This window comes from Arthrobacter sp. ISL-30 (assembly GCF_018613855.1).
Lineage (GTDB): Bacteria > Actinomycetota > Actinomycetes > Actinomycetales > Micrococcaceae > Arthrobacter.
In genome coordinates, this window is sequence record NZ_JAGGPK010000003.1 from 116,297 (window position 1) to 141,941 (window position 25,645).

At 64.3% G+C, this 25,645-nt stretch carries 20 protein-coding genes; 13 read left to right on the forward strand and 7 right to left on the reverse strand.

The window, feature by feature from the left end:
* Positions 1 to 174 precede the first annotated feature (174 nt).
* Positions 175 to 1,500, forward strand: coding sequence for an RNA polymerase sigma factor (locus tag J7E82_RS00830; RefSeq protein ID WP_214859428.1), 1,326 nt, complete (start codon positions 175 to 177; stop codon positions 1,498 to 1,500).
* Positions 1,501 to 1,664: 164 nt separating this feature from the next.
* Here J7E82_RS00830 and J7E82_RS00835 read toward each other — a convergent pair whose 3' ends face one another.
* Positions 1,665 to 1,886, reverse strand: a complete 222-nt coding sequence (locus tag J7E82_RS00835) for a hypothetical protein (RefSeq protein WP_214859430.1) — start codon at positions 1,884 to 1,886, stop codon at positions 1,665 to 1,667.
* A 259-nt stretch (positions 1,887 to 2,145) separates the two neighbouring features.
* Here J7E82_RS00835 and J7E82_RS00840 point away from each other — a divergent pair, with 259 nt between their 5' ends.
* Positions 2,146 to 4,254 carry a type IIA DNA topoisomerase subunit B gene (locus J7E82_RS00840; protein ID WP_214859432.1) on the forward strand — a complete coding sequence of 703 codons (2,109 nt, stop codon included), beginning with the start codon at positions 2,146 to 2,148 and terminating at the stop codon, positions 4,252 to 4,254.
* A gap of 31 nt (positions 4,255 to 4,285) precedes the next feature.
* Here the strand turns inward: J7E82_RS00840 and J7E82_RS00845 are convergent, their stop codons facing one another.
* Together J7E82_RS00845 and J7E82_RS00850 are read right to left on the reverse strand one after the other, a co-directional pair.
* On the reverse strand, positions 4,286 to 5,305 hold the full coding sequence (locus tag J7E82_RS00845) for a M56 family metallopeptidase (RefSeq protein WP_214859434.1): 1,020 nt from the start codon (positions 5,303 to 5,305) through the stop codon (positions 4,286 to 4,288).
* Positions 5,306 to 5,311: 6 nt separating this feature from the next.
* The gene (locus J7E82_RS00850; protein ID WP_214859435.1) at positions 5,312 to 5,698 is read right to left on the reverse strand and encodes a BlaI/MecI/CopY family transcriptional regulator; all 387 of its coding nucleotides are present in this window, start codon (positions 5,696 to 5,698) and stop codon (positions 5,312 to 5,314) included.
* Between the two features lie 267 nt (positions 5,699 to 5,965).
* Here J7E82_RS00850 and J7E82_RS00855 point away from each other — a divergent pair, with 267 nt between their 5' ends.
* Genes J7E82_RS00855 through cydD form a run of 3 tightly spaced genes read left to right on the forward strand, consistent with a single transcriptional unit; the run spans position 5,966 to position 12,204 of the window.
* On the forward strand, positions 5,966 to 7,555 hold the full coding sequence (locus J7E82_RS00855; protein WP_214859437.1) for a cytochrome ubiquinol oxidase subunit I: 1,590 nt from the start codon (positions 5,966 to 5,968) through the stop codon (positions 7,553 to 7,555).
* 20 nt (positions 7,556 to 7,575) lie between these two features.
* Positions 7,576 to 8,685 (forward strand): cytochrome d ubiquinol oxidase subunit II, encoded by a 1,110-nt coding sequence (gene cydB, locus J7E82_RS00860; RefSeq protein WP_214859439.1) that lies wholly within the window; start codon positions 7,576 to 7,578, stop codon positions 8,683 to 8,685.
* Between the two features lie 3 nt (positions 8,686 to 8,688).
* The gene (cydD, locus tag J7E82_RS00865) at positions 8,689 to 12,204 is read left to right on the forward strand and encodes a thiol reductant ABC exporter subunit CydD (RefSeq protein WP_214859441.1); all 3,516 of its coding nucleotides are present in this window, start codon (positions 8,689 to 8,691) and stop codon (positions 12,202 to 12,204) included.
* A gap of 22 nt (positions 12,205 to 12,226) precedes the next feature.
* Here the strand turns inward: cydD and J7E82_RS00870 are convergent, their stop codons facing one another.
* On the reverse strand, positions 12,227 to 12,766 hold the full coding sequence (locus J7E82_RS00870; RefSeq protein WP_214859443.1) for a DinB family protein: 540 nt from the start codon (positions 12,764 to 12,766) through the stop codon (positions 12,227 to 12,229).
* Positions 12,767 to 12,892: 126 nt separating this feature from the next.
* Between J7E82_RS00870 and J7E82_RS00875 the strand changes: the two genes are divergently transcribed.
* Entirely contained in the window at positions 12,893 to 13,276 is a 384-nt protein-coding gene (locus J7E82_RS00875) for a VOC family protein (protein WP_214859445.1), read from the forward strand.
* A gap of 12 nt (positions 13,277 to 13,288) precedes the next feature.
* Here the strand turns inward: J7E82_RS00875 and J7E82_RS00880 are convergent, their stop codons facing one another.
* Complete coding sequence (locus tag J7E82_RS00880; protein WP_214859447.1) at positions 13,289 to 15,853, reverse strand: DNA topoisomerase (ATP-hydrolyzing) subunit A; 2,565 nt, start codon at positions 15,851 to 15,853, stop codon at positions 13,289 to 13,291.
* Positions 15,854 to 15,907: 54 nt separating this feature from the next.
* On the opposite strand from J7E82_RS00880, the gene J7E82_RS00885 reads away from it, so the two are divergent.
* The 4 genes from J7E82_RS00885 to J7E82_RS00900 are packed head-to-tail and all read left to right on the forward strand — an operon-like array spanning position 15,908 to position 21,446.
* Complete coding sequence (locus tag J7E82_RS00885) at positions 15,908 to 18,625, forward strand: bifunctional GNAT family N-acetyltransferase/acetate--CoA ligase family protein (protein ID WP_214859449.1); 2,718 nt, start codon at positions 15,908 to 15,910, stop codon at positions 18,623 to 18,625.
* Positions 18,626 to 18,681: 56 nt separating this feature from the next.
* A complete protein-coding gene (locus tag J7E82_RS00890; protein WP_214859451.1) occupies positions 18,682 to 19,407 on the forward strand; it encodes a DUF5998 family protein in 726 nt (241 codons plus the stop codon).
* 1 nt (position 19,408) lies between these two features.
* Complete coding sequence (locus J7E82_RS00895; RefSeq protein ID WP_214859453.1) at positions 19,409 to 20,644, forward strand: alkaline phosphatase family protein; 1,236 nt, start codon at positions 19,409 to 19,411, stop codon at positions 20,642 to 20,644.
* Positions 20,637 to 21,446: a thymidine kinase gene (locus tag J7E82_RS00900; RefSeq protein WP_214859455.1), complete on the forward strand. Its 810-nt coding sequence runs from the start codon at positions 20,637 to 20,639 to the stop codon at positions 21,444 to 21,446. The genes J7E82_RS00895 and J7E82_RS00900 overlap by 8 nt, the downstream gene beginning before the upstream one ends.
* On the opposite strand, the gene sepH is transcribed toward J7E82_RS00900, so the two are convergent.
* Positions 21,443 to 23,035, reverse strand: coding sequence for a septation protein SepH (sepH, locus tag J7E82_RS00905; protein WP_214859456.1), 1,593 nt, complete (start codon positions 23,033 to 23,035; stop codon positions 21,443 to 21,445). The genes J7E82_RS00900 and sepH overlap by 4 nt on opposite strands.
* Before the next feature lie 268 nt (positions 23,036 to 23,303).
* Between sepH and J7E82_RS00910 the strand changes: the two genes are divergently transcribed.
* The gene (locus J7E82_RS00910) at positions 23,304 to 23,603 is read left to right on the forward strand and encodes a DUF4193 domain-containing protein (RefSeq protein WP_214859458.1); all 300 of its coding nucleotides are present in this window, start codon (positions 23,304 to 23,306) and stop codon (positions 23,601 to 23,603) included.
* Positions 23,604 to 23,651: 48 nt separating this feature from the next.
* On the opposite strand, the gene J7E82_RS00915 is transcribed toward J7E82_RS00910, so the two are convergent.
* Positions 23,652 to 24,146, reverse strand: a complete 495-nt coding sequence (locus tag J7E82_RS00915; protein ID WP_214859459.1) for a DUF3093 domain-containing protein — start codon at positions 24,144 to 24,146, stop codon at positions 23,652 to 23,654.
* A gap of 111 nt (positions 24,147 to 24,257) precedes the next feature.
* Between J7E82_RS00915 and dut the strand changes: the two genes are divergently transcribed.
* Entirely contained in the window at positions 24,258 to 24,779 is a 522-nt protein-coding gene (gene dut / locus J7E82_RS00920; protein WP_374223571.1) for a dUTP diphosphatase, read from the forward strand.
* Between the two features lie 98 nt (positions 24,780 to 24,877).
* Positions 24,878 to 25,636, forward strand: coding sequence for a DUF3710 domain-containing protein (locus tag J7E82_RS00925; RefSeq protein ID WP_214859461.1), 759 nt, complete (start codon positions 24,878 to 24,880; stop codon positions 25,634 to 25,636).
* Positions 25,637 to 25,645: the final 9 nt, after the last annotated feature.

The window sequence follows — 25,645 nt, forward strand, 5'->3', positions numbered from 1 at the left end:
CCGTGTAATCATGTGTCAGGAATGCTCCCAGCGGGGAACATTCCGGTGCCGCCGGCAGTTCGATTAATAGACTCTGCAGCGGCGATCGCACGTGATGTTGATCGCGGACTTGACAGGGTCATAGTGGTGTTGCCCGCATGGTGATTCCACAGACCGCCGCTAGAAAGGTTTTCTGTGACCCCGTCTTCCGCTGAGAAGGAACCCGCCGTCCAGGCTGAATTGTCCGCCGAAGAAAAGAAGAAGGCGGCTACGTCTGGCAAGCGCCCGGCCACAAGCGCAGCCAAGGCGGCAGGCGATACTGCCGCAGGCAGCGGCCCGGCACCCAAGCGCCGTGGGCCTAAGCCCGGCGCCAAAGCAGCCGCGGAGGCTGCTGGCAAGAGCAACGCCGACGACGACGTCGACGAGGCTGAAGTAGAAGAGGACGAAGACTTCGATGCTGCCGTCCCTGATGAAGCTGAGCTGACCGAGGACGTTGAAGAGCCGGAAGAGTCGGACACCAAGGCTGCCCCCGCGGCCACCGGCTCCGGATTCGTATACTCCGACGCCGACGATGATGACGCTCCCGTGCAGCAGGTTATGTCTGCCGGCGCCACGGCCGATCCCGTCAAGGACTACTTGAAGCAGATCGGTAAGGTCGCCCTGCTGAATGCCGAGCAGGAAGTGGACCTTGCGCTCCGGATTGAAGCAGGGCTGTTCGCCGAAGAGAAGATCGCCGCTGACGACGGTTCGATGGATCCGAAGCTCAAGCGTGAACTCGAATTCATCATTCACGACGGCAAGCGTGCCAAGAACCACCTGCTTGAGGCGAACCTCCGCCTGGTCGTGTCCCTCGCCAAGCGCTACACCGGCCGCGGCATGCTGTTCCTGGACCTCATCCAGGAAGGCAACCTGGGGCTCATCCGTGCAGTCGAGAAGTTCGACTACACCAAGGGCTTCAAGTTCTCGACCTACGCCACGTGGTGGATCCGCCAGGCCATTACCCGCGCCATGGCCGACCAGGCCCGTACGATCCGCATTCCGGTGCACATGGTGGAAGTCATCAACAAGCTCGCCCGGGTACAGCGCCAGATGCTGCAGGACCTTGGTCGCGAGCCCACCCCCGAGGAGCTGGCGCTCGAGCTGGACATGACCCCCGAGAAGGTCGTGGAAGTGCAGAAGTACGGCCGCGAGCCGATCTCGCTGCACACCCCGCTCGGTGAAGACGGTGACTCCGAGTTCGGTGACCTCATTGAGGACTCCGAAGCCGTTGTTCCTGCGGATGCCGTGAGCTTCACGCTCCTCCAGGAACAGCTCCACTCCGTCCTGGACACGCTGTCCGAACGCGAGGCTGGAGTTGTGGCCATGCGTTTTGGCCTGACCGACGGCCAGCCGAAGACTTTAGACGAAATCGGCAAGGTCTACGGTGTCACGCGCGAGCGTATCCGCCAGATCGAATCCAAGACCATGTCCAAGCTTCGCCACCCGTCCCGCTCGCAGGTTCTGCGGGACTACCTGGACTAGCACTGGACCGGGTCCGTCCTGGACCAGCACGGGCGTCCTAGCGTCCGGACTGGTGCAGGACGGCACGAAAGAGCGGGGCCCCTTCCTTCCGGAAGGGGCCCCGCTCTTTAGGTCATGTTCAGTTTTGGGCACTGTTCAGTTGTTCTCTTCAGTCGACCTGAAGACTAGTCGACGGGAACGGGCGCAGTCTCGCGCAGCCGGTCCGTCTCATCATGCCATGCCGACGTAAGCGGCTTGAGCGTTGCTTCAACTGCACGGGCGTGATGGGCGCAGAAGAGCAGTTCCCCACCGGAGGATTCCAGTACAACGCGGACATATGCCTGTGCCCCGCAACGATCGCACCGGTCAATTGAGGTGAGTGTGCGGTCTGCCACTGCTGTTGTCATGTCAGCCTCCTTTGTAGATCTGTATGTCCATATAACCAGCATTGGTATCAAAACCATCGCAAGGATGGGGCAAGTTCGCTGTCCGCGTATCCGCAAGAATGGATCAAGATCTGCCGTGCGTGTCACGGAACCATAACGAGTGGCCTCGCCCACAGCTGTTGCAAAGTGTGGCAGGCAGGCTTCCGATGCCGTGCCGACTAGGCTAGGAAGAGCGCAAACCAGCGCCAGCAGTCCCCGTCACTGAAGGAGTTCGCAACCCGTGGCACCCAGTTCTGAATACACCGCCCGGCACCTCTCTGTCCTGGAGGGTCTCGAGGCGGTCCGGAAACGCCCGGGTATGTACATCGGCTCCACGGACTCGCGCGGCCTCATGCACTGCCTCTGGGAGATCATCGACAACTCCGTGGATGAGGCGCTGGCCGGTTTCGGGCACGACATCAAGATCATCCTGCACGCCGACAATTCCGTGGAAATCCACGACGACGGCCGCGGCATCCCTGTCGACGTTGAACCGAAGACGGGCCTTACCGGCGTCGAGGTTGTCTTCACCAAGCTGCATGCCGGCGGCAAATTCGGCGGAGGCTCCTACACTGCTTCCGGCGGCCTTCACGGCGTCGGTGCGTCAGTCGTCAACGCCCTTTCTGCGCGCCTTGACGTCCAGGTGGACCGCGGCGGCAAGACGTACCAGATGTCCTTCCGTCGCGGTGAGCCGGGACGCTTCAAGGATTCAGGATCGAAACCGTCTCCGACGGCCACCTTTGAACCGTTCATTGAAGATTCAGTACTGGACGTCGTCGGCAAGGCCAAGCGCGGAGTGACGGGGACCCGGATCCGCTACTGGGCGGACCGGCAGATCTTCACCCCGGACGCCCGATTCTCCTATGACGAACTAGCCTCCCGCGCACGACAGACATCATTCCTGGTTCCCGGACTACGCATCACAGTCCGGGACGAACGAAAGCTGGCTGGTACTCCCGGCGAGCACGGACCGCATGAGGAAGTCTTCCACCACGACGGCGGGATCTCCGAGTTCGTGGAGTTCCTTGGCGCCGACCCCGCGGTTACCGACGTTTGGCGACTGCATGGATCCGGGAAGTTCAAGGAGACAGTGCCTGTCCTTGACGAGAACGGCCACAGCAAAATTGCCGACGTCGAGCGGGACTGCGAAGTGGACGTGGCCCTGCGCTGGGGCATCGGCTATGAGACGACCATGCGCAGCTTCGTCAACATCATCGCTACGCCGAAGGGCGGTACCCATCAGGCCGGGTTTGAGCAGGCCTTGGTGAAGACGTTCCGCAAGGCGGTCGAGACGAACGCCCGCAAGCTCAAGGCAGGCAACGACAAAATTGATAAGGATGACATCCTTGCGGGCCTCACGGCAGTCCTGACGGTTCGGCTCGCCGAGCCGCAGTTTGAGGGCCAGACCAAGGAAATCCTGGGCACCTCGGCCGTCCGTGCCATCGTGGCCCGGGTGGTGGAGAAGGAGATCACAGCCCGCCTGAACTCCTCCAACCGCAATGACAAGGCACAATCGGCGCTGCTGCTGGAGAAGATCGTCAACGAGATGAAATCACGCATCTCGGCGAGGGTCCATAAGGAGACGCAGCGGCGCAAGAATGCCCTGGAAACCTCATCCATGCCGTCCAAGCTGGCGGACTGCCGCACGGACGAGGTCGGCCGCTCCGAGTTGTTCATTGTTGAAGGGGACTCCGCGTTGGGGACGGCTAAGCTGGCCCGTTCGTCGGACTTCCAGGCGCTGCTGCCAATCCGGGGCAAGATCCTCAATGTCCAGAAGGCCTCGGTGGGCGACATGCTTTCCAACGCCGAATGCGCCGCCCTGATCCAGGTGGTGGGTGCGGGGTCGGGCCGCAGCTTCGCGGTGGACGCGGCTCGCTACGGCAAGGTGATCCTCATGACCGACGCCGACGTCGACGGTGCCCACATCCGTACCCTGCTCCTGACGCTGTTCTTCCGCTACATGCGCCCCATGGTGGAAGAGGGCCGCGTTTTCGCTGCCGTCCCGCCACTGCACCGGGTCGAAGTCATCAATCCGGGCCAGAAGGCCAACGAGATGATTTACACCTACTCCGAATCCGAACTGCATGTCCTGCTCGCGAAGCTGGCCCGGGAGGGCAGGCGGTACAAGGAGCCGATCCAACGCTATAAGGGACTTGGCGAGATGGACGCGCAGCAGTTGGCGGAGACAACCATGGACCCACGGCATCGGACCCTTCGCCGCGTGACGATTGAGAGTGCCCAGCGCGCCGAAGAAATCTTCGATTTGCTTATGGGCTCCGATGTCGCACCCCGGAAGGACTTCATCATCGCCGGGGCCTCCACGCTGGACCGCGAACGCATCGACGCCTGAGTCCTAGCCCAGCAGTCCTGACCCGGGAATCCTAGCCCAAAAGCCCAGGCACGATCAGCAGGGCGGTCGGAACCGCCAGCAGCAACCCGGAGAGGATAAGAACCAGGGCACGCAGGGGCCGGGGGAGCGGTGGCTTTGGCGACAGGAGTCGGCTGACGCGCGACGCCGTCGTTCGTGCCGAAGCTGCACCTGCAGCCCCTCCGAACGCCGCATTATCTTCGTCCGGCGCCGCCTGCAACGCACCCGCGAGCTCGCCCGCCTGTCCAGGGGCACGGGATTGTTCCGGCACGGCAGCAGCCGGGGAGCCGCTGGCCACGATGGCAATCGCCTTGATCAGGGTTCCCCTGCTTTCGCTGCGCAGGGCAACGTCGTCGGCCAGCATCTCGATGAGGGAGTTCACGGCAACCTGGGCAAGTCGCGTGGTGGGAAACCACGGCAGCGCCTGCCGCCAGGCAGCGAAGGCCCAGAGAAGGAGGTCGTGGCGCTGGGTGAGGTGGGCATTTTCGTGGATGAGCACGGCCCGCAGCTCATCCGGTTCGAGCGCCGCCATCAGGCCGTCGGACAGCACTGTTACGGACCTGGCTCCGCCGGGGAGGCAATAGGCCACCGGGGAATCATGGTTGATGACAAGCGTTCCAGGACGTCCGGAGGAGGGGGAAGCCAGGAGCGACAGGAGCTCGCGGTGGCGCCGGCGCTGCCGTTCGATCTTGACGTAGGTCAGCAGCAGGGTAAAAACCAGGTGGGCCGTCAGGAGCGCCGCGGCCGAAAGGGCGAACAGGTGCCAGAAGCCCAGCGCAGTGGTGGGTGCGTTGTACAGAACCATGTCCGCCAGCCCGCGCAAGCCCGCAATGAGGTTGTCCCCGAGGGGTTCAAGCCCGTAGACCAGCATGGCACCGATCATGGAAAGCCCACCTGCCAGGGCGATCGCCTGCCACAGCACCATGGCTGTAAAAGGGGCGCGTGCCGGCCATTCCGCCCTTGAGAGGAGGATGGGGACCGGCCACGCCAGCACCAATGCCAGGACCGCCAGCAGGTAAGAGGTCCAGAACATGGTGGCTTAGTTTTGGCCGAGCAGTTTGCGCAGTGTTGCGGCTTCGCTTTCGGTGACGGACCCAATGAAGCGTGCCAGGACGGCTTCCCGGTCGGGGGCGGATACCAGGACCTCGTGCATGAGTTCAGCGGTGTGGTCGGCGCGGCTGGAGACTGCCTGGTAACGGTGCGGTCGTGTTCCGCGCTCCCGTTCGACCAGGCCCTTCTTCTCCAAGCGCGACAAAACAGTCAAAACGGTCGTGACAGCGAGGTCCTTGCCTTGATGCCCGGGTTCGCCGTCTCCCGATGCGGAGTCCTGCGCCAGAAGGTCGCGGAGGGTGTTGGCTGTTGCGGCTTCCCGGCCCGCCCACAGCAGGTCCATAACCGCCCGTTCCAGTTCCCCAAGACTTGCCATGTACTCGTCCCTACCTTCTTACTGCCATCGGCCGTTACGGCCGGGAATGCGATGATCCAACGTTCCACCATCAATCTACCGCTTTTAGCCGTTGCATTCTACGTCAGGTAGAACATGTGTCGTGAACCACCCTTTCCCGCGCCCTGCCAGCACTGGAAGAGTGGGACTTGGCATTGCGGGAGATTGTTCTACGGTTTGTAGAAGAAAAGATTTCTACGTATCGTAGAAGTTGACGCCGCACCGCGGGCAGCCGGACAAAGGACAGCCATGGACGCCTTGGAAATCGCACGTTGGCAATTCGGAATTACCACCGTGTACCACTTCATGATGGTGCCCCTCACCATCGGCCTGGGCCTGGTGGTGGCCGTGATCCAGACGCTCTGGTACCGGACGGGCAAGGCCGAGTACCTGCGGATGACCAAGTTCTGGGGAAAGCTCTTCCTCATCAACTTCATCATGGGCGTGGCTACCGGTATCGTCCAGGAATTCCAGTTCGGCATGGCCTGGAGCGAATACAGCCGCTTCGTTGGAGACGTCTTCGGTGCTCCGCTGGCCCTCGAAGCGCTCCTTGCGTTCTTCGTTGAGTCAACGTTCCTGGGACTGTGGATCTTCGGCTGGAAGCAGCTCAAGGCCGGTATCCACCTTGCCTGCCTCTGGGTGGCCGTGATCGGCTCGGTATTCTCCGCCTACTTCATCATTGTTGCCAACAGCTGGATGCAGCACCCGGTGGGCGTTGAGATGGTCAATGGCCGGCCTGTCATGACGGATGCCTGGGCGGTCTTTACGAACAACACTGCCCTCGTGGCCGTGCCGCACACCCTCTTCGGCGCCCTGGGTGTGGCCGGGGCCTTCCTGCTCGGCATTGCTTGGTACCACCTCTGGCGGCGGCGCCACGACGGCATCGACACCGTGACGGGAGCGGGCCGTTTGATTCCCGGCGAGGCTCCGGACGTTCCCGGCCGGGACCGGGGCGACTATACGGTCTGGATCCGTTCCCTGCGCATCGGCGCCGTGGTGGCCATGATTTCCTTCGCCGGTACGGCCCTCACAGGCGACCTTCAGGGGAAGCTCATGTTCGAGCAGCAGCCCATGAAGATGGCGGCGGCCGAGGCAGCCTGCCACGACGGCACCGGCTTCTCTGTCCTCAGCGTCGGAAACCTTGGCTCCACGAGCTGCGACGATATCGTCGCCGTGATCGAAGTCCCCGGCATCCTGTCCTTCCTCGCCAAGGGCGACTTCACCACTGAAGTCAAAGGCGTCAATAGCCTGCTTGGCGAGTACAAGGAAAAATACGGCACGAACCTGCCGGACAACCCGCTCTACGGTGAGCGCGCCGGGCAGGAAATCCAGTATGTGCCGGTCATGGAAGTCACATACTGGGGCTTCCGAATGATGATCGGCTTCGGCGGAATCGCCGCTTTCGCAGCACTGCTGGCCCTCTGGGTCACCCGTAAGGGCGCTGTTCCACAGTCGCCGTGGCTCATGCGCCTGGCCGTCTTCGGCATCCTGGCACCTTTCGGCGCCAATGCCGCCGGCTGGATCTTCACCGAAATGGGCCGACAGCCCTTCGTAGTTGCTCCCAACCCGGATCCCTCCGGAATCGACCAGGTCTTCATGTTCACCGCGGCCGCAGTATCACCCGGAGTATCGGCTGCCGAGCTGATGTCGTCCCTGGTGGTGCTCACGGCGATCTACGCCGTCCTGCTGGTGGTGGAAGTTCGCCTCCTGGTGAAGTACGTGCGCGGAGGCGTTGCTTCAGCAATGCCCGAGCTGGCCCACACTGCGAAGAAATCCGATACCGACGACACCCAGGGCCCGGGCAAGTCCGGCGATGACGTCCTGGCATTCGCCTACTAGGAAGAGCAAGGAAAATCCTCATGGAACTGTTGCCCACCATATGGTTCGTGGCCATCGCAGTGCTTTGGACAGGCTACCTCTTCCTCGAAGGCTTCGATCTCGGCATCGGCATGCTGATGAAGCTCTTTGCCCGAAACGACACAGACCGGCGCGTCCTGCTGAACACCATCGGCCCCGTCTGGGACGGCAACGAAGTCTGGCTGCTTACCGCCGCAGGCGCCACCTTCGCCGCGTTCCCGCTCTGGTACGCGTCCCTTTTCTCCGCCCTCTACCTGCCGCTGCTGGTGGTGCTGGTCGCACTGATTTTCCGGGCCGTTGCCTTCGAGTACCGCGGGAAAGTGGACTCCGAGCGCTGGCGCACATCGTGGGACTGGGCCATCGCCATCGGTTCGTTCACAGCTGCCTTCGGGATCGGGGCCGCCCTCGCCCTCACGACTACCGGCCTTCCGCTGGACTCAAACGGTGACCGCACTGGAGGTGCATTCGCCTGGTTCAACGGCTACGCCGTCCTCGGCGGGCTGGCTGTTGTGGCCTTCGCCTTCGTACAAGCCCTGGCGTTTCTCGCGTTGAAGACCGACGGCGAAATCCGTCACCGGGCCCGGGCCTGGTTCCTCGTGGCCGCGCCGGTCGCGCTGCTGCCCCTGATTGCCTGGTCCGTCGCAGTACAGTTGCTCCACGGCGAGACCTGGACCTGGCTGCTGGTCGCTGTTGGAGCGGTTGCCGTCGTCCTCGCCCTGCGGTTCGGGCGGGCTGGTGCCGAGGGCAGGTCCTTCGCCTTCCTTGGCGTCTTCCTGGTGGCGATGACAGGCTCGATCTTTGGCGCTGCCTTCCCCGTGGTCATTCCTTCTACCGTGGACCCTGCCTTCAACCTGACCATTTCGAATGCCTCCTCCTCCGACTACACACTTGGGTTGATGAGCATCGTTGCCGCAGTCGGCCTGCCCCTGGTGATTGCCTACCAGGCCTGGACCTACTGGGTCTTCCGCCGCAGGGTCAGTGCCTCGCACATTCCTCCCGTGCACAGCTTCCTTCCGGCCTTCGTTTCAAAGACCCCCGCATCCAACGAGCCTGTATCCAACGAGCCTGTATCCAACGAGCCTGTATCCAACCAAACCGCACCCGGCAGCTAAGCGATGAAACCTGAGTTCCCCGCGGGACCGGCCACACGGTCCGCGCTCTACCTGCTGGGCCTGCTGGCCGCACTAAAGGCACTCGCGCTGGTGCTCATGGGGCAGGCGGTCGCCAGTTTGTTGGTGGGACTGGTTGCCGGGAATCCCTTGCAGGAGGCAGGGCTTCTTTGGGGTGTCGCCGGAGCCCTGCTGCGCTCCGGTGCAGTCTGGGGCCAGGGGGTCGCCTCCCGCCGCGCGGCACTTGGCGTGAAAGAGGAATTGCGTGCCCGGATCCTTGAGCGGTCCCTCTCATCAGGTAACGCCGCGGCGTCCGGACGCGCTGACGGCACCGGCGATCCACACCAGGCCGGGCGCCTAAGCGACGGCGGCCTCGCGGTCCTGGCGACGCGTGGCCTGGATTCACTGGACAACTACTACACCCAATTCCTTCCTGCCCTGGTCAACTGCGCAGCCATTCCACTGCTGGTAGGTGTCCGGATCCTGTTCGCGGACTGGGTCAGTGCCGCCGTCGTGGTCCTCACCGTCCCCCTTGTTCCGCTGTTTATGGTGCTTATCGGCCGCTACACAGAGGATCGTGTCCGGGAGGCCCAGTCGGCGCTTGCCCGTTTGTCGGGGCACATCCTCGAACTCGCCAAGGGCCTGCCGGTGTTGGTGGGCCTGGGCCGGGCCAGCGCCCAGCGGCGGGCGCTGGAAGACATTTCCGAAGAGTACCGCCTGCGGACGATGGGAACCCTGCGCACCGCCTTCATGTCGGCACTGGCGCTGGAGCTAATCGCGACCATCTCCGTGGCAGTGGTTGCCGTTTTTATCGGCGTTCGGCTTGTAGCGGGCGAGATGCCGTTGGAGGCCGGCCTTCTCGCGCTTATCCTCGCCCCTGAGTGCTACCTTCCACTGCGCGAGCTCGGCACGGCCCATCATGCCAGCGACGACGGACGCGTGGCCCTTGCCGCCGCAAACGAAGTCGTCGAGTCGCCTGCCGGAAACCCCCTTGCCCCGGACACGGCAAGCGGTTCCCTCACTGTGACAAACCTGACGGTCCGTTACCAGGGCCGATCCCGGAACGCCGTAGGCCCCCTGACTTTCCAGGCGCGTACGGGCGCAGTCACCGCCCTTGACGGACCGAGTGGAACGGGTAAGAGCACGGTTCTCGCGGTGCTGGCCGGCAACCTGGCGGACGACTGCGGGGCGGACGACGGCGGCACGGTCGTCCGCGGGACCGTGTCCGGGTTCCATCGGGAGGATATCGCTTGGGTGCCGCAGCACCCTGTCATCCTTGAGCAAACTGTCCGGGCCGAAATCCGGTTGTACCTTGGGCGGGCAGGGTCCGCCGTCGACTCCGCCGATACCGAGGCACTCGTGTCGAAGTGCCTCCAGGATGCGGCTGCAGCGCATCTCGCCGACAGGCACCCTGCCGAGCTTAGCCCGGGGGAGCTACGGCGGGTGGCCCTCGCGCGGGGCCTGGCAAGGGTCGCCTCCGGGGCGAGTATCCTGCTGCTGGATGAGCCTACTGCCCACTTGGATCGGGAAGCGGCCGAGGCCGTGCATCGCGCCATCAGCGGACTAAGGGGCCGTGCGACGATCCTCCTCGTCGCCCATGACCGGCAAACCCGGGAACTGGCCGACGTGGTCGTTGACCTGTCATCCGGACGGTCCCATCCACCGACTGCCAGTCCAGGAAGCGTCAGTCCAGGAAGCGCGATTATGCCGATTGCGCTGGGAACAGCAGAGTCGGGTAGGCCTGCATCGGGAACCGTTGCATCGGCGGAAGCACAAGCCGTGCCATCCGCGCGTCGCTCCTTCCGCGGCCTTCCAGGCCTGCTGGGGCGGCTCCTGGCCCCGACGGCCGGCCGCTTCGCGGCGGCAGGACTCGTCGGGACACTGGCGGCAGCCTTTGCCGTCGCCCTTGCAGGACTGTCCGGCTGGCTCATCATTCGTGCCAGCGAGCAGCCGCCGATCCTGTACCTCCTCGGCGCGATCGTCGGCGTCAGGTTCTTCGGCATCGGCCGTGCCGTCCTGCGCTACTGCGAGCGGCTCCTGCTGCACGACGCCGTGTTTGCAGCCCTCACGAAGCTGCGCGGTTCGCTGTGGGAGGCCTTGAGCCGCCGGGCGCTGTCCCTCAGGCGGCTCCTTCAGGGCGGCAACGTGCTCGGCTCCGTGATCGACGACGTCGACACTGTTCGCGACCTGCTGCCGAGGGTGGTCCTGCCACCGGTGACCGCAGTTCTGCTTGCGGCAGCTGCGACGGGAACCGTAGCGATGGTCCTTCCGGCGGCAGTTCCCGCCACAGCTGCAGCCGCGGTCCTCTCCCTCGTAGCTGCTCCCGCCGCGGCACTCCTGGCGGACAAGATGTCCGCCAGGAGTGAGCAGCGACTGCGTTCCGTAGTCCTGAGCCAAGTGGCCGCAGCCCTTGATGCCAGGGATGACCTCCGCGCCAATTCCGTCACGGATCCCGTCCTTGCCGCCATCCGTGACGCGGACAGGGCAGCCACAGCAGCGTCACAGCGTTCCGCCTGGGCAGAAGGCCTCGGCCAGGCCATAGTCGTGCTGGCCTGCAGCGCCGCAGCCCTGTTGAGCGGATGGCTCGCAGCGCCCGTCGTCCTGGACGGCACGACGGCGCCCGCCGCGGCCGCCGTCGTCGTCCTGCTCCAACTGGCCCTCGTCGAAAGCTATGCCGCAGTGGTTTCGGCTGTCCGCCTCCTTCCGTCGCTGCGGGATGTGCTGCGCCGGATTGGCGATTCGGGAGTCTGGGACAGCCGGGATGACGTCACGGCGCCGTCCGGCCTGCACAACGTACCGTCACGCCACAACGAAGAGCCCGGAGTAGCCCTTGAGTCCTTGGCTGCAGAATGGCCGGGCGGGCGCAAGGTCTTCGGCAAGGTGTCAGCAACGGCCGCGCCCGGGCGATGGCTTGTTGTTACCGGCCCCTCCGGCTCGGGGAAGTCTACGCTCATGGCTGTACTGCTGGGCTTCCTTCCGCCGGCCGCGGGCAGTGTGCGGGCCACGGGCAAGGTGGCTTGGTGCCCGCAGGAGGCGCACCTGTTCGATTCGACCATCCGCGGCAACCTGATGCTTGGCCTTGGAGGCTTTCGCCGCTCCGACCAGGATGATGCACCTGTATGGATGGAGGAGACGCGGATGCAGGATGCGCTCAAGGCTGTGGGGCTTGCAGCCCTGGTGGAAGGCTTCGAGGAGGGCATTGACACCAGGATCGGCCCTGGCGGAGCCTTCCTCAGCGGCGGCGAGAGGCAAAGGCTTGCCGTTGCCCGAACCCTGATGACCGGCGCAGAGGTCATCCTGCTTGACGAGCCCACTGCCCACCTTGACGCCGAGTCGGGCAGCAGGATGCTGGCGGAGTTGCGGGCAGGCCTTGCCGATCGGACCGTCATCCTGGTGACGCACAACCCCGCGGATATCAACGACGCCGACGTCCGCCTTGTCCTGGGCGGCAACGCGACAAGTCACGCGCCGCTGGAGACGCCGCCGTTGGAGACGGCGCCGCTAGCGCCAGCTGCCCGATAACTTGCCCGATACGTGCCAGGGCCTAGCCGTCGACGTCGTGCAGGTGATGGACGACGTCGTGCAGGTGATGGACGACGTCGTGCAGGAAATACTGTGAGAACGTTAGGACGGTGAACACTGAGCCGTTGCTGCGTTTGCCGGTACGCTGCCACTGGTCCTCAGTGACGCCGGCGAACGACGCGGAGATCTGGCGGCCCTCGGCTTCCAGTTCTGCAGACACTTCCTGGGGGTCGGCCTTCGCGTAGTCCCCGTCAATCGCGGCCTGGTTCTGGTCCCAGTTGGCGAAGTGCGCATCATCGTCGTTCAGCATGAGGTTCAGCCGCTGGTCGAAGAGGCTGAAGACATCCCTGACGTGGCACGCGTACTCCAGCGGGGACCAAGTGTGGTCGTTGGGCCGTTCTGCCGCGTCCTGCCTGCGCAGCACGGCCTGCCACCGAGGCAGCATATGGGACACGGTCTCCGCCACAGTAGAGGGCGTGACCCCAGCCGCGTTGAAGCCGCATTCCTGGCAGGGCTGCTCCAGGACCCAGGTCCAGTCTTTGTCATCCGGAATGATTACCATGCCTGTAGTCTAGGGTGCTATTTTGCTGGCGCCGTGAGGGCCCGAAACCGCTGCACCTATCCGCTTCCGTTAGAAAGGAAGAGGAGTAGAGTTCCCACTGGGGGTGGGCCTGGGAGGAGAAAAGCCATGCTCAAGGATCAGCCGGTGGCCACGGTTCTGCCGGCACACGACATCGCTCGCGCACGGGAGTTCTACCGTGACAAGCTCGGCCTCGAGCCCGATAACGCGGAGGCGGAGGACTATCTGGAATACAAGTGCGGTAACGGAACCGAGTTCCTGCTGTACCAGACCGAGAATGCAGGCTCGGCAAAGAATACGCAGATGGGATGGATGGTCAAGGACCTGAAATCCGAGGTCGCCGAACTCCGGTCCCGGGGCGTGGTCTTCGAGGACTACGACTTCCCTGGCCTAAAGACCGAGAACGGCATTGCCACGATGCCAGACGGAAAGCTAGCCGCCTGGTTCCTCGATAGCGAGGGAAACATCCTCAGCGTCGGTCAGTACGATTAAGTCCAGGGACGCCTAGGATTCCAGCGTCCCTTTAGCGCTGTTTCCGCCGACTTCGCTATTGGCGCCGTCTTCGCCATTGGCCCAGGCCATGCTTGGGCCAATGGCGTCTATGGGCTGCGACAGTGGGATGCCGGAGCCATCCCTCCGGGCATGCTCCTGGGGCAGCGCCCGGGCAATGCCACCGGAAGACGATGCCTTGGCGGGTCCATGACCTGCCCAGGCCAGCAGCAGCACATCCTCTCCCTTAAGGAAGCGATGCGCACGTACGCCCGCCGTGGCGCGGCCCTTCGCGGGGTATTCGCTGAAGGCGGTCACTTTTGCCGTGCCCGGTGCGGTACCCGGCAGCGCACCGTTGCTGCCGGCGATGGTCACGACGACGGCGGCGGGATCGTCTGCCCGCACCGCACCAAAATGGATCACACGGTCGCCCGGAGCCAGCTTAATGCCAGCCATCCCGCCCGCTGTCCGGCCCTGCGGCCGCACGCTTGACGCGCTGAACCGGAGCAACTGGGCCTGCTGCGTGAGGAAGACGAGGTCGTCGTCGTCGGCGGAGGGCTCGACCCCCACTACCTCGTCCTTGTCCTTAAGGGTGATGATTTCCCAGTCTTCGCGGTTCAACGGATAATCCGGTTGGACCCGCTTAACCGTTCCCTGGGCAGTTCCCACAGCCAGGACAGCATCCAATGGCACGAAGGCGACGAGGGTTTCCCCCTTGAGCAACGTGATGAATTCCCTCGCGGGAACGCCGCCGGCAAGGTTCGGCAGCCCGGAGACCGTGGGCAGGACAGGCATGTCCATTACCTGGAGCCGGAGCATGCGGCCCTGGGACGTCACGGCACCCACCTCGCCCCGTGCGGTGGTCTTGACGACGGAACGGTAGACGTCGTGCTTTGACCGGGGCCCGGCTTCGGCCAGCGGCTCCTGATGGGCTGTCCGGGCTATCTGTCCGGAGGCGCTCAGCACGGCCCAGCACGGATCGTCCGGGATTTCCAGCGGCAGGGCGGCCGCTGCTTTGCCCTTGGCGCCCGGGGCTGCGGCGAGGGCGGCTGCGGCAGTGGGGGAGACGGCCTCGGACTCAAGCAGTACAGTGCGGCGAGGAGTACCGTATTTTTCGGCGATCTCAGCCAGTTCCCCGGAAACCACGTCCCGGAGCAGGCTGTCGGAGGCCAGGATAGCTTCCAGCTCCGCGATTTCGCGGCGCAGCTGCTCCTGCTCCTTCTCCAGCTCAATCCGGGAGTACTTGGTCAGCTGCCGCAACCGCAGTTCCAGGATGTAGTTGGCTTGGATCTCGGTGAGGTCGTAAATGGACATCAGCCGGTCCCGGGCCGCGGCCGCCTCATCGGAGGAGCGGATGATCTGGATGACCTCGTCGATGTCCACGATCGCGATCAAGAGGCCTTCCACAAGGTGCAGGCGGTCCTTTTTCTTGCCCAGCCGGAAGGACGTGCGCCGGCGTACTACGGACAGGCGGTGGTCTACGTAGACGCGCAGCAGCTCCAACAGGCCGAGCGTCTGTGGCTGCCCGTCCACCAAAGTGACGTTGTTGATGCCGAAGGAGTCCTCCATCGGCGAGAACCGGTACAGCTGCTGGAGGACCGCATTGGGGTTGAAACCGTTCTTGAGCTCGATGACCAGGCGAAGCCCGTGGTTGCGGTCCGTGAGGTCCATGATGTCGCTGATGCCGGTCAGCTTCTTCGCGTTGACCGCATCCTTGATCTTCTCGATCACCTTCTCCGGACCCACCATGTACGGCAGCTCCGTGACAACAAGGCCCGTCCTGCGCGCCGACAGTTGCTCCACTTCCACCTTGGCTCGCGTCTTGAAGGAACCGCGGCCCGTGGCGTAGGCGTCACGGATGCCGTCCAGGCCAACAATGCGACCGCCTGTTGGCAGGTCCGGTCCGGGGATGAACTTCATGACGTCGCCGAGGGTGGCCTCGGGGTTGGCAATCAGATGCCGGGCCGCCGAAATCACTTCGACAAGGTTGTGCGGGGGCATGTTTGTGGCCATGCCGACGGCGATACCGGTGGTGCCGTTGACCAGCAGGTTCGGGAACGCGGCCGGGAGGACTTCGGGCTGGGTCAGCTGGTTGTCGTAGTTCGGAACGAAGTCGACGACGTCCTCGTCCAGGTGGTCTGTCAGCGTCAACGCCGGGGCTGCGAGCCGGGCTTCGGTGTAGCGGGGGGCTGCCGGACCGTCGTCGAGCGAACCGAAGTTGCCGTGCCCGTCGATCAGCGGCAGCCGCAGCGCGAAGTCCTGGGCCATGCGGACCATGGCGTCGTAGATGGCGGCATCGCCGTGCGGGTGGAGCTTGCCCATGACTTCGCCGACGACGCGCGCGCTCTTAACGTGGCCTCGGTCCGGGCGCAGGCCCATGTCCGTCATCATGTACAGAATTCGGCGCTGCACCGGCTTGAGGCCGTCCCTGGCGTCCGGGAGCGCGCGGGAATAGATCACGGAATACGCGTACTCCAGGAACGAACCCTCCATTTCGGAGGTGACGTCAATATCTACGATGTTCTCTGTGTAGTCCCCGTTTTCTTCGCCGGAACGGGCGGGGCTTTGGCGGCGTGCCATGGAGTCGGTGGATCCTTAAGGGTGTACTGCGGAAGTCTTAGCTAGGCTAAGCCTATGGTGGATCGGGCCGACGTCGGCGTATATCCGGAATATTGGGAGGCCGATGTCGTCCTGCGCGACGGCGGAACGGCCCACCTTAGGCCCATCTCACCGGACGATGCCGATGCCGTCCAGGAGTTCCACACCGGCCAGTCACAGAACTCAATTTACCTGCGTTTTTTCTCCTTCAAGTCCAGGCTGACCAGCAAAGAGCTTCGCCGCTTCACAGAAGTGGACCATAAGGACCGTGTTGCGTTTGTGATCACGATCGGCGGACGCATCGTCGGCATCGGGCGTTACGACCGGCTCGACGATCCGTCCGAGGCGGAGGTTGCCTTCAACATCGCCGATTCCCAGCAGGGCCGCGGAATCGGTTCCATCCTCCTTGAACACCTGGCAGCAGCCGCGCGCGAGAACGGCATTCGCCGTTTTACCGCCGAGGTCCTGCCGGAGAACGGCAAGATGCTCATGGTCTTCGCCGACGCCGGCTACGAGGTGAACAGGCATTTCGACGACGGGATCGTCAGCGTAGGGTTCAACATCGACCCCACGGAAAAATCCCGGGCCGTCATGGAGGCACGGGAACACCGTGCCGAGGCTCGCAGCGTCCGGGATCTCCTCGCGCCGTCGTCGGTCGCCGTGATCGGAGCCAGCCGCAAATGGGGCACGGTGGGTCACCAGCTGCTTGAGCACGTCATCGAGGGCGGATTCACCGGGACCGTTTATGCCGTCAATCCCGAGGCTTTCGAGCTTGCGGGGATGCTTTCCTACAGCCGCCTGGGCGACGTCCCCGAACCTGTCCAGCTTGCCGTCATCGCCGTCCCCTACGACGAGGTCCCAAAGGTAGCGCTCGAGTGTGCCCGGGCAGGAGTCAAGGGCATTGTGGTGGCCACGGCAGGCTTTGCCGACGACGGAATCCGGGGCCCGGAACGCCAGCGGGCACTCGTGCGCCAGGCACGCGAATACGGAATGCGCGTCATCGGTCCGGAGTCCCTCGGCATCATCAACACGAACCCGGACGTGTCCTTGAACGCCTCCATGGCTCCGGCCATGCCGCGACGCGGGGGACTGGGCCTCTTCAGCCAGTCGGCCGCGATCGGCGTTTCGCTTTATGCCGCCGCAAGCCGCCGCCGCCTCGGAATGTCCTCCTTTCTTTCGGCCGGCAACCGGGCCGACGTCTCGGGCAATGACATGATGCAGTACTGGGAGGACGACGCCGACACCGCCGCCGTCGGGCTCTACCTGGAATCCGTAGGAAACCCCCGAAAATTTTCCCGGCTGGCCCGGCGCCTTTCCCGCAGCAAGCCGGTCATTGTGGCGAAGTCCGACGTTATGGGGCTGCGCCTGCCGCCGGGGCATGTGGTGCGTACAACGCAGGCGCCTCCGGGAGCGCTGGACGCGATGCTGCGACAGGCCGGGGTGATCCGGGTGGAAACCATTGAGCAACTCATGGACGTGGGACAGGTTGTGGCCAGCCAGCCGCTGCCTAAAGGCCCGGGGGTTGCCGTGTTCAGCAATTCCCTTGCGATGGGCAAAGTCTTAGCCGACGCCGCGGCCTCCAACGGTCTTGACGTCCCCGCCCTGGTCACAGACGTGGATCTCGACGCCGGAATGTCCGTCGCGCTGCCTGCCCTGCGCCGCAGCCTTGCCGGAATTCTGGCCCGGGACGACGTTCACGGGGTGATCGCGGCCCTGCTTCCGGCACGTGGGCTGACGGTGGAAAAAATTGCCGGTGTGCTGGCCGAATGCGCTACGGCTGCAGGCAAGCCCGTTGTGGCGGCGTTCACCGGGATCCTGGATCCCTCAATTTATGTTGAAGGGATGGTCACAGACAGCGCCGCAGCCGATGCCGCCACCCCTGCCGTGCCCTGCTACTCGAACCCGGGAGCTGCCGTGTCTGCGCTCGCAGCCGTGGTTCGCTATGCCCAATGGCTGGACAGGGACCAGGGCGTTTTCGTGCAACCTTCCGGCTGTGATCCGGAAGCGGCCAGGCTGTTGCTGGAGGAACGGCTGCGGGGCGTGCAGGGCGAGCAGCTTGTCCGGCTGAATGCAGGGGAGGCCTCCAGGCTGCTCGGCTGCTACTCCATTGGGGTCCTTCCATCCGTGTCCTTCAGCACGGACGACCAGGCAGTGGCGGCAGCCTCTGAACTGGGCTGGCCCGTGGCGCTCAAGACCACCGATCCTGCCTTGAAGCACAGGCTCGACCTCGGAGGCGTGCGGCTGGACATCCCGGACGCGGACACGCTTCGCCAGAACATTGCCCAAATGCGCCGTGCGCTGGAGTCGTACGAATCTGCGGCCGACGGCTCGCATGCCATGGAGGTCCAGGCCATGGCCCCGGTCGGCCAGGCCTGTATTTTCCGGGCAATCGAGGATCCCCTGCTGGGTCCGGTCGTGTCGTTTGGCCTGGCAGGCGACGCCGTCAACCTCCTGGATGACTGGGCGCATCGGGTTCCTCCGCTGTCATCGGCAGACGTCCGCGAGTTCATCAGGTCGCCTCGGGCGTCGAGGAAGCTCTTTGGCTATGAGGGGGTTCCCGCGGTGGACGTCGCCGCTATCGAAGACCTGGCGGGGCGGCTGGCCCTGCTCAAGGACGAACATCCCGAAATCGCGCTGGTGGAGTTCAATCCGGTCCTGGCGGGGCGTGAGGGTGCCCGCATCCTTGCCGCCGAAGTGTGGATAGGCAACGCCGCCAGACGCACCGACAGTGCACGCAGGGCTATGCGCAGCTAATCCACAAGGGCAGTACGCGGTTATGAAGTCAACAGCCTATCTGTGAAAATGGGGGAATGACCTCACAGTCGACCCCTCAGTCCCATGCCTCCGGTTCAGGCCACCACATCGTGCACAACCACAGCTCGCAGGGACAGAGCCTCGACCAGGCCCTGCAACAGGCAGGCTTCTATCCCCGGCTCGTGGCGGACGTCGTAGACGACGCCCTGGACGGCCGGGACTGCCTTGCCCATCTGGTTCACCTCGAAACGCACTTTGACCGCGCGGAAGTTCGCCGTCACATTACGGTGCTGGTCCTGACCGAGGACATGCTGGTGATCACCCATGTGGACGACCAGCAACTGGACGACGCCGGTGAACAGATCGTGGCGCAGATCTCCACCGAGTCGGTACCGGTTGCCCAGATCCGCTCCGTGGTCCTGAGCTACATGTACGCCCAGCCGCAGAACTACAAGCCAACGGATCCGGTGCGGGAACTGACGCTATCCATCGCCTGGTCAGGTGGCCAGCGCCTGGACGTCGGTCCGGCAAGCTGTGGCGACCCGCAGTGCGAGGCCGACCACGGATACAGCGGAACGATCAGCCAGGAAGACATCGTCCTGCGCATCAGCGCTGAGGCGGATGGTCTTCAAGCGGTCCAGGATGCGAAAATCTTCGCGCGTGCCCTCAGGGCTGTGAACACCGCCAGCAGTACCCCGGTCTCGCACTCGGGATCGATTCCCGCTCCCCGTCCCCGTTCGGGGGTCTTTGGGAACAGGCTGAGCCGCGGGCATCAGCGCTGAGATGGCGCCCGGACAACAACAACCGCTTACCCGGGCTGCGACAGCTCCTACGTCGGCCGCACCGGAACTCCCTCAGCCTCCGCTTTACGGCAGCAAATCGATCGCAGAGGTGTTGACCAGCGCGGCAGCCAGCATTGGAGTGCCGGGCTTCGTCAATCAGCTCGCCCTTCCCGCAGCAGATAATGTCTGTGTTGTCCTCGCGGATGGCCTTGGCAGGAGCCTGCTGAAGCAGAAGTCTGCACACACGCCCTTCCTGCGAACCGTCATGAATGCGGGCCAGGGAGCGGTTCCGGCGTGGCTTGATGCGGCATTCCCGTCCACTACCGCGTCCTCACTTTCCAGCATGGGCACCGGCCGGACTCCCGGCGGGCATGGCATGGTGGGCTATGACGTCCTGGACCCGGCCCAGGACAAAGTGGTCAATATGCTGGGCAACTGGGACGCGAAGGTCGACCCCCTTCAGTGGCAACCGCACCCGACCGTCTTTGAACAGGCGGAGGACCACGTCGACGTCGTCACGGTGAGCCTGGCGCAATTCGGCAATTCACCCATGACGCGCGCAGCATTACGCGGCGGACGCTTCGTTGGCGGCCGAACATTGCATGCCCGGACCGCGGCGGCCGCCGAGGCCATGGCGGGCGGCAAGCGCACGCTCATGTACTTCTACCTCAACGAACTGGATAAGGCCGGCCACCGCTACGGGTGCCAGTCCGGCGAGTGGGAGTACCAGCTCGAGGAGCTTGATTCGACGGTGAAACGGCTGGCTTCGACCCTGCCGGCAGGTACCACGATCCTGCTGACGGGAGACCACGGGATGCTGGACGTCCCGGAGTCCCAGCGGATCGACTACTCGGCTGACCCCGAGCTCGTGGCGGGGGTGCGCCACACCGCCGGCGAACCGCGTATGGTTCACCTGTACCTCGAGCCCGACGCCGATGAGGGCCACCGGGAGGCACTGCTTGCTGCGTGGCGGTCCCGCTTCGGGGAGACGATCTGGGCGTTCACACGGGAGCAGGCAGTTGCGGCTGGATTCTTCGGCCCCTTGGACGACGGCATCGCCCCGCGCATCGGGGACGTGATGATTGCGGCTCGTGACCCCCTGGCGCTTTATGACACGCGGCGTGTGCGTCCGACCGCCCTGGAAGTAGTGGGCCAGCACGGATCACTGACGAAGGCCGAGAGGGAAGTTCCGCTGCTCTGTTTCCCTGCCGCGGGCAGGAAGGGCCGCCGTGGCTGAACTGGTCTTCTTCTCAGGCACAATGGATTGCGGAAAATCCACCCTTGCGCTGCAGATGGATTACAACCATCGTGCACGCGGACGCGGCGGGATCCGCTTCAGCTGCAACGACCGGGCAGGGGAGTCCACCATCTCAAGCCGCCTGGGACTGCGTGCTGATGCGGTGGAGGTAGAGGCCGAGACCGATTTTTGGGACGAAGTGGTGCTCCGTCGGACCAAGGGACTCCAGGTTGACTACCTGATCTGCGACGAGGCCCAGTTTTACACACCGCTCCAAGTGGAACAGCTGGCCAGGGTTGTGGATGAGATGGACGTGGACGTCTTCGCCTTCGGGATCTCGGCGGATTTCCGTACGCAATTGTTCCCCGGCTCGCAGCGGCTCATTGAACTTGCCGATCGTGTACAGGTCCTGCAGGTGGAGGCCCTCTGCTGGTGCGGACGCAGGGCCATCCATAACGCGCGCACCATCAATGGGGTCATGGTTGTCGAAGGCGCCCAGGTGGTGGTTGGCGATGTAACCATGATCATTGCCGGGGAGGACGGCGCTGGTGGCGCAGGCAACAATGAGGCCTCAACCACGGACGAGACTGTCGAGTACGAAACATTGTGCCGCAGGCACTACATGCGAAGGGTCACAGCCCACGGTGCGAACCTCATGGCGCAGAATGACCAATTGCTTCCGTTCGAAGTCGATGCCTGCCTGTGGCAGGGTGCCCGCCAGCAGACTCGAGCCCGCCAACAGACTTCAACCAGCCAGCAGGGAACTGCTCCGACGAGCCCTCGGCCCGGCGACTGTCCTTAGTCTCCGCGCGCGCCGAAGACGATTTCGTCCCAGCTCGGCACGCTGGACCTTTTCGCTCGCCCGGGCTGCCGCTCAGCCTCTGGAGTCTCTTTCCTCGGCGTGCCGTTTCCGGATTCCACCTCGGTGTTGCGGCGCCCGGACACGTTTGTCGCAACAGGCAGGGAGGCAGGCCCAGTAGGCGCCAAAGCGGACCTGGCTCCTCCTAGCAGTTCATCGAGGCCGGCACGTTGCGTTTCCGGTTTGCGGGTGGACCGGGCGGAGTGGTGCTGCCCCTCCGCTTCCCCTGGCAGCACGTCTGCCTCTTCATCGTCCGAATTGGGGGCATGAGGGGCTTCCGGGGGTTTGTCTGCCTCTGCCGGCCGTCCGGACGTCCCGTGATGCAGGGCTGTGATAGGCCTCAACGGGCCGGGAATCATGGTGATCTCCCGGGTATCCGTGCTGACGCCCCCATGAAGCCGTAATGGATCGTTCTGAATGGATTCGGGGCGAGGCGCAAGGCTAATACGTGAAAGGATCGTGGGCCGTCCGTCCCGGCGCCTCAGGCCTCGCCCGTCTATGCCCCCGTCTTCAACGGTCCGGTCTTCCGCCGTTCGCCCTTCTTGCTCTTGTCCGGCTGCCCTGGGCCCTTCATCGTCCCGCCGCTCGTCCCGTAGCAGGGCAAGAGCGGTGGGTTCCAGGGCTTCGGATTCGACGGGTTCTGCTTCCGTGGGCTCAATGCCCGGGACCTCTGCGGGCCGAGGGTGGGCAGCCGGTACGCCGCTGGTCAGGAGGGCCGCGAGGGCGTCGTCACCGTCTTCGTCCACACCGAGGCGCTGGCCCCGCCTGGAGCGCAACATATCCAGCAGGCCGTCGGCATCCTTGGCTGGCGCCACGGGCGGTGGCACGCTTGCGGCTTCGCTGTCCGCCTCGAAATCGAAGGGTCGGTCTGCCACAGCGGAAAGACGCCGTGTGGGGACGGGGCCGTCCAGCGGCTCCAGTTCGCTGAGCTGCTGGGCCCAGCGGTTGGCATTCTGCAGGGACTTCCGGGCCGGGCTGAAGGTCCACATGGCGGGAGGTTCCTCGCCGATTGTTGTCGGAGCGGCAGGATTGGCTTCGAAGCGTGCCACGACTGTCCAGGAGCCATCCGTCCTGCGCCACGAATCCCATTCCACGCTGGAGGAATCGATGCCGTGCGCGGTCAGGCGATAGGCCACCATCTGGTCAAGGGTTGCCGGGTTGTCACCAAAGGCAGAACGGTAGATGTCATGGCCTGGAGCGGGCGAGGCGACTTCCACCTTGCGCGCCTGCTGTGCGACGTAGTCGCGCTCAGCGAGGACGGGACCCTCATAGCGCTGGATATTCGCAAGGGGAAGCCCGGAGATTTCTGCGATCTGGGCGGCAGAGGCGCCGCTTCGGATACGGGACTGAATGTCGCGGGGAGACATGGCGACAGGGGCGGCAGTTGACCTCGCTGCAACTTGTGCCGGGGTCCGGCTGGCAGCAACACGCAGCGCCTCGTCAATCGGAAGCCGGAACATTTCGCCGCCGGTGCCGCTCAACAGGAGATGCCCGCCGTCGTCGTGGACGCCTACTAGCCGTAGATCCTGCATAAAATCCTCCACCATGGCATTACTGACAATCGAAACTCTGCCACCCGCCCAGGGCAATTCCTACTAGGCCAAAGGGCGTGCCGCGATATTCCGGCAAATTCCGGGATCTTCAAGCCTGCTGGACATTGCGGCAGGGGAGGAGGACAATCTGGCCGATATCGGGCACAAAAAGCTGCTCGCCGGCGTTTACATCGGTGAACCGGCTAGCGGTTCAGGAGCAGCGGGAGCAGGGCGACACCAGCCCGCTGCCGAACACTAAGAAGGGAACATGGCTACAGACTACGATGCCCCTCGGAAAACTGAAGAAGACGCCAGCGAGGACTCAATTGAGGAATTGAAAACCCGCCGGACCGAGAAGCAGTCTCCGTCTGTCGATCTGGACGAAGCCGAGCTCGCGGAAGGCTATGAGCTGCCAGGGGCGGATCTGTCCGGGGAGGAACTTCTTGTGCGCGTCCTGCCCCCGCAGGCCGACGAGTTCACCTGTTCCAACTGCTTCCTCGTCAAGCACCGCTCACAGATAGCTCTCGAGAGGGACGGAAAGTTCTTCTGCACGGAGTGCGAAGGGTAGCGGTCCGAAGGGTAACAGCCCGGGGCTACTGGCCCCGGTGGGTTGACGTCATGCTGGCGGCGTCCCGAGGGCGGCAGCCAGCTCCTCAGGCCTCCGCGTGGATGCCAGCCAATAAGGGGTCGGGTCTGCGGGGTCGGTGATTTCGATTCGTACGACCGGGTCGATCCAACCGCGGATGCAGAGGAAGGCCGTGGCGTTCAGACGCGTGCCGCGTTCCGCCGTCGCCTCCTCGCCCCGGAAGGTCCGCACCGTCCCGACGAAGCGGCGCTCGATGCTGGCCCGGCCCACCTGCAGGGTCTCCGGGGTGACGGAAATGCGAGGCGTGGACAGCGCGAGCATCGTGGCGATGATCGCGAAAATCACAGCCGCAGCAATGATTCCCGCGGTGATGCTAATCGGGGCGAACACGAGGATGCCGGCGCCCGACAGGCCCACGGAAACCAGCCAGATCCACCATGCCGGCCACAGCTTTTCAGAAAAAACGGGCTGGGTTTCTCCTGAGGGGGCGTTAGGGGCAGGGGAAGGCGGGGTTACGTCGGGCATGAGCCCAGCTTTCCACCTTTCACTGGTCTTTTCATCTTTGCTTCCCGCGCTCCGCCGCCTCTGCTCCCTTGGCCCCATCTTGGGCCCGGCACCAGCCCGGCACTAGAGTGAATGACTGTGAGCGATGAAACTGCCGTGATGAACCAGCCCGACGCCAGCCCCCGGGAGTATGGTGCGCCGACCCTTCAGGTCCAGCTGAAAATGCTCGACGACGGTTTGGAAGCTCCGTCCTACGCGCACCCGGGTGATGCGGGCGCCGACTTGAGGGCGCGCGAGGACGTGTTCCTTGAACCCGGTGAACGCAAGCTGGTCCCCACTGGGGTGTCCATTGCCCTGCCCAACGGTTTTGTCGCCCTGATCCACCCGCGTTCGGGTCTTGCCACCAAGCACGGACTGACGATCGTCAACGCCCCTGGCACCGTCGATGCCGGCTACCGTGGGGAGATTGCGGTGACGCTGCTCAATACGGACCGCCAGTACCCCATTGAGCTCAAGCGCGGCGATAGAATTGCCCAAATGGTTATTCAGCGCGTCGAGTACGCCCAGTTCGTGCCAGTCGAGGAACTTTCCGGCTCCGTGCGCGGATCAGGCGGATTTGGATCGACCGGAGGCTTCTCCGCGCCACTGGCGTAGCGATGCCGGCCGGACGCGGCCACTGATCGGCCATGCCATCCAGCTACCCCGCATTACGGTGCGTGCTGGATCAGGGCCACTACTAAGGAGACAATCCAATGCTTTTTGGACGCGGCAAGAAGTCCAAGGCGGGCCATGCGGAAACACCTGGCGAGCGGAAGGCCAGGGCAGCCACTGACGCTGCCACTGAAGTGCCGGTGGAGGAAGGCGGCGCGACCGCCGCCAAGGGTGACCTCCGTTTGGCGAAGGGTCCCTTTGATATCAGCGAGATCGACAGCCGGGATGGCTACGTCGACCTCGGTGCGCTCCTCATCGCGCCCCAGGAAGGACTGCAGCTCCGCCTGGAAGTCGAGGAAGCCAGCCAGCGCGTGGTTGCCGTCACCATGGACCTGAATGGCTCCAGCCTGCAGCTCCAGGCCTTCGCGGCCCCGCGCTCCGAAGGTCTCTGGGACGAAATCCGTGAACAGATCGGACAGTCTGTCGCGAGCCAGGGCGGCGAAGTCGAGGAGATCGACGGCACATTCGGCAAGGAGCTGGTAGCAAAACTGCCGGCCCAGGCCGCGGACGGCAGTAGTGGCTACCGTGCTGCCCGCTTTATGGGCGTCGACGGTCCCCGCTGGTTCCTTCGTGGCGTCCTTGGTGGCGAAGCGGCGTTGAGTCGCGAAGCCGCCGCCGGGCTGGAAGGACTCTTCCGCCAGGTAGTCGTGATTCGGGGCGACAACCCGATGCCTCCCCGTGACCTCCTGCAGCTCCGCCTTCCGAAAGACGCTGCAGCTCCCGGACAGCATGGAGCACCCCAGGGAGCTCCGGCGTTCGAGAAACCGGAGCGGGGCCCGGAGATCACGCAGATTGGCTGACGGCGTCCA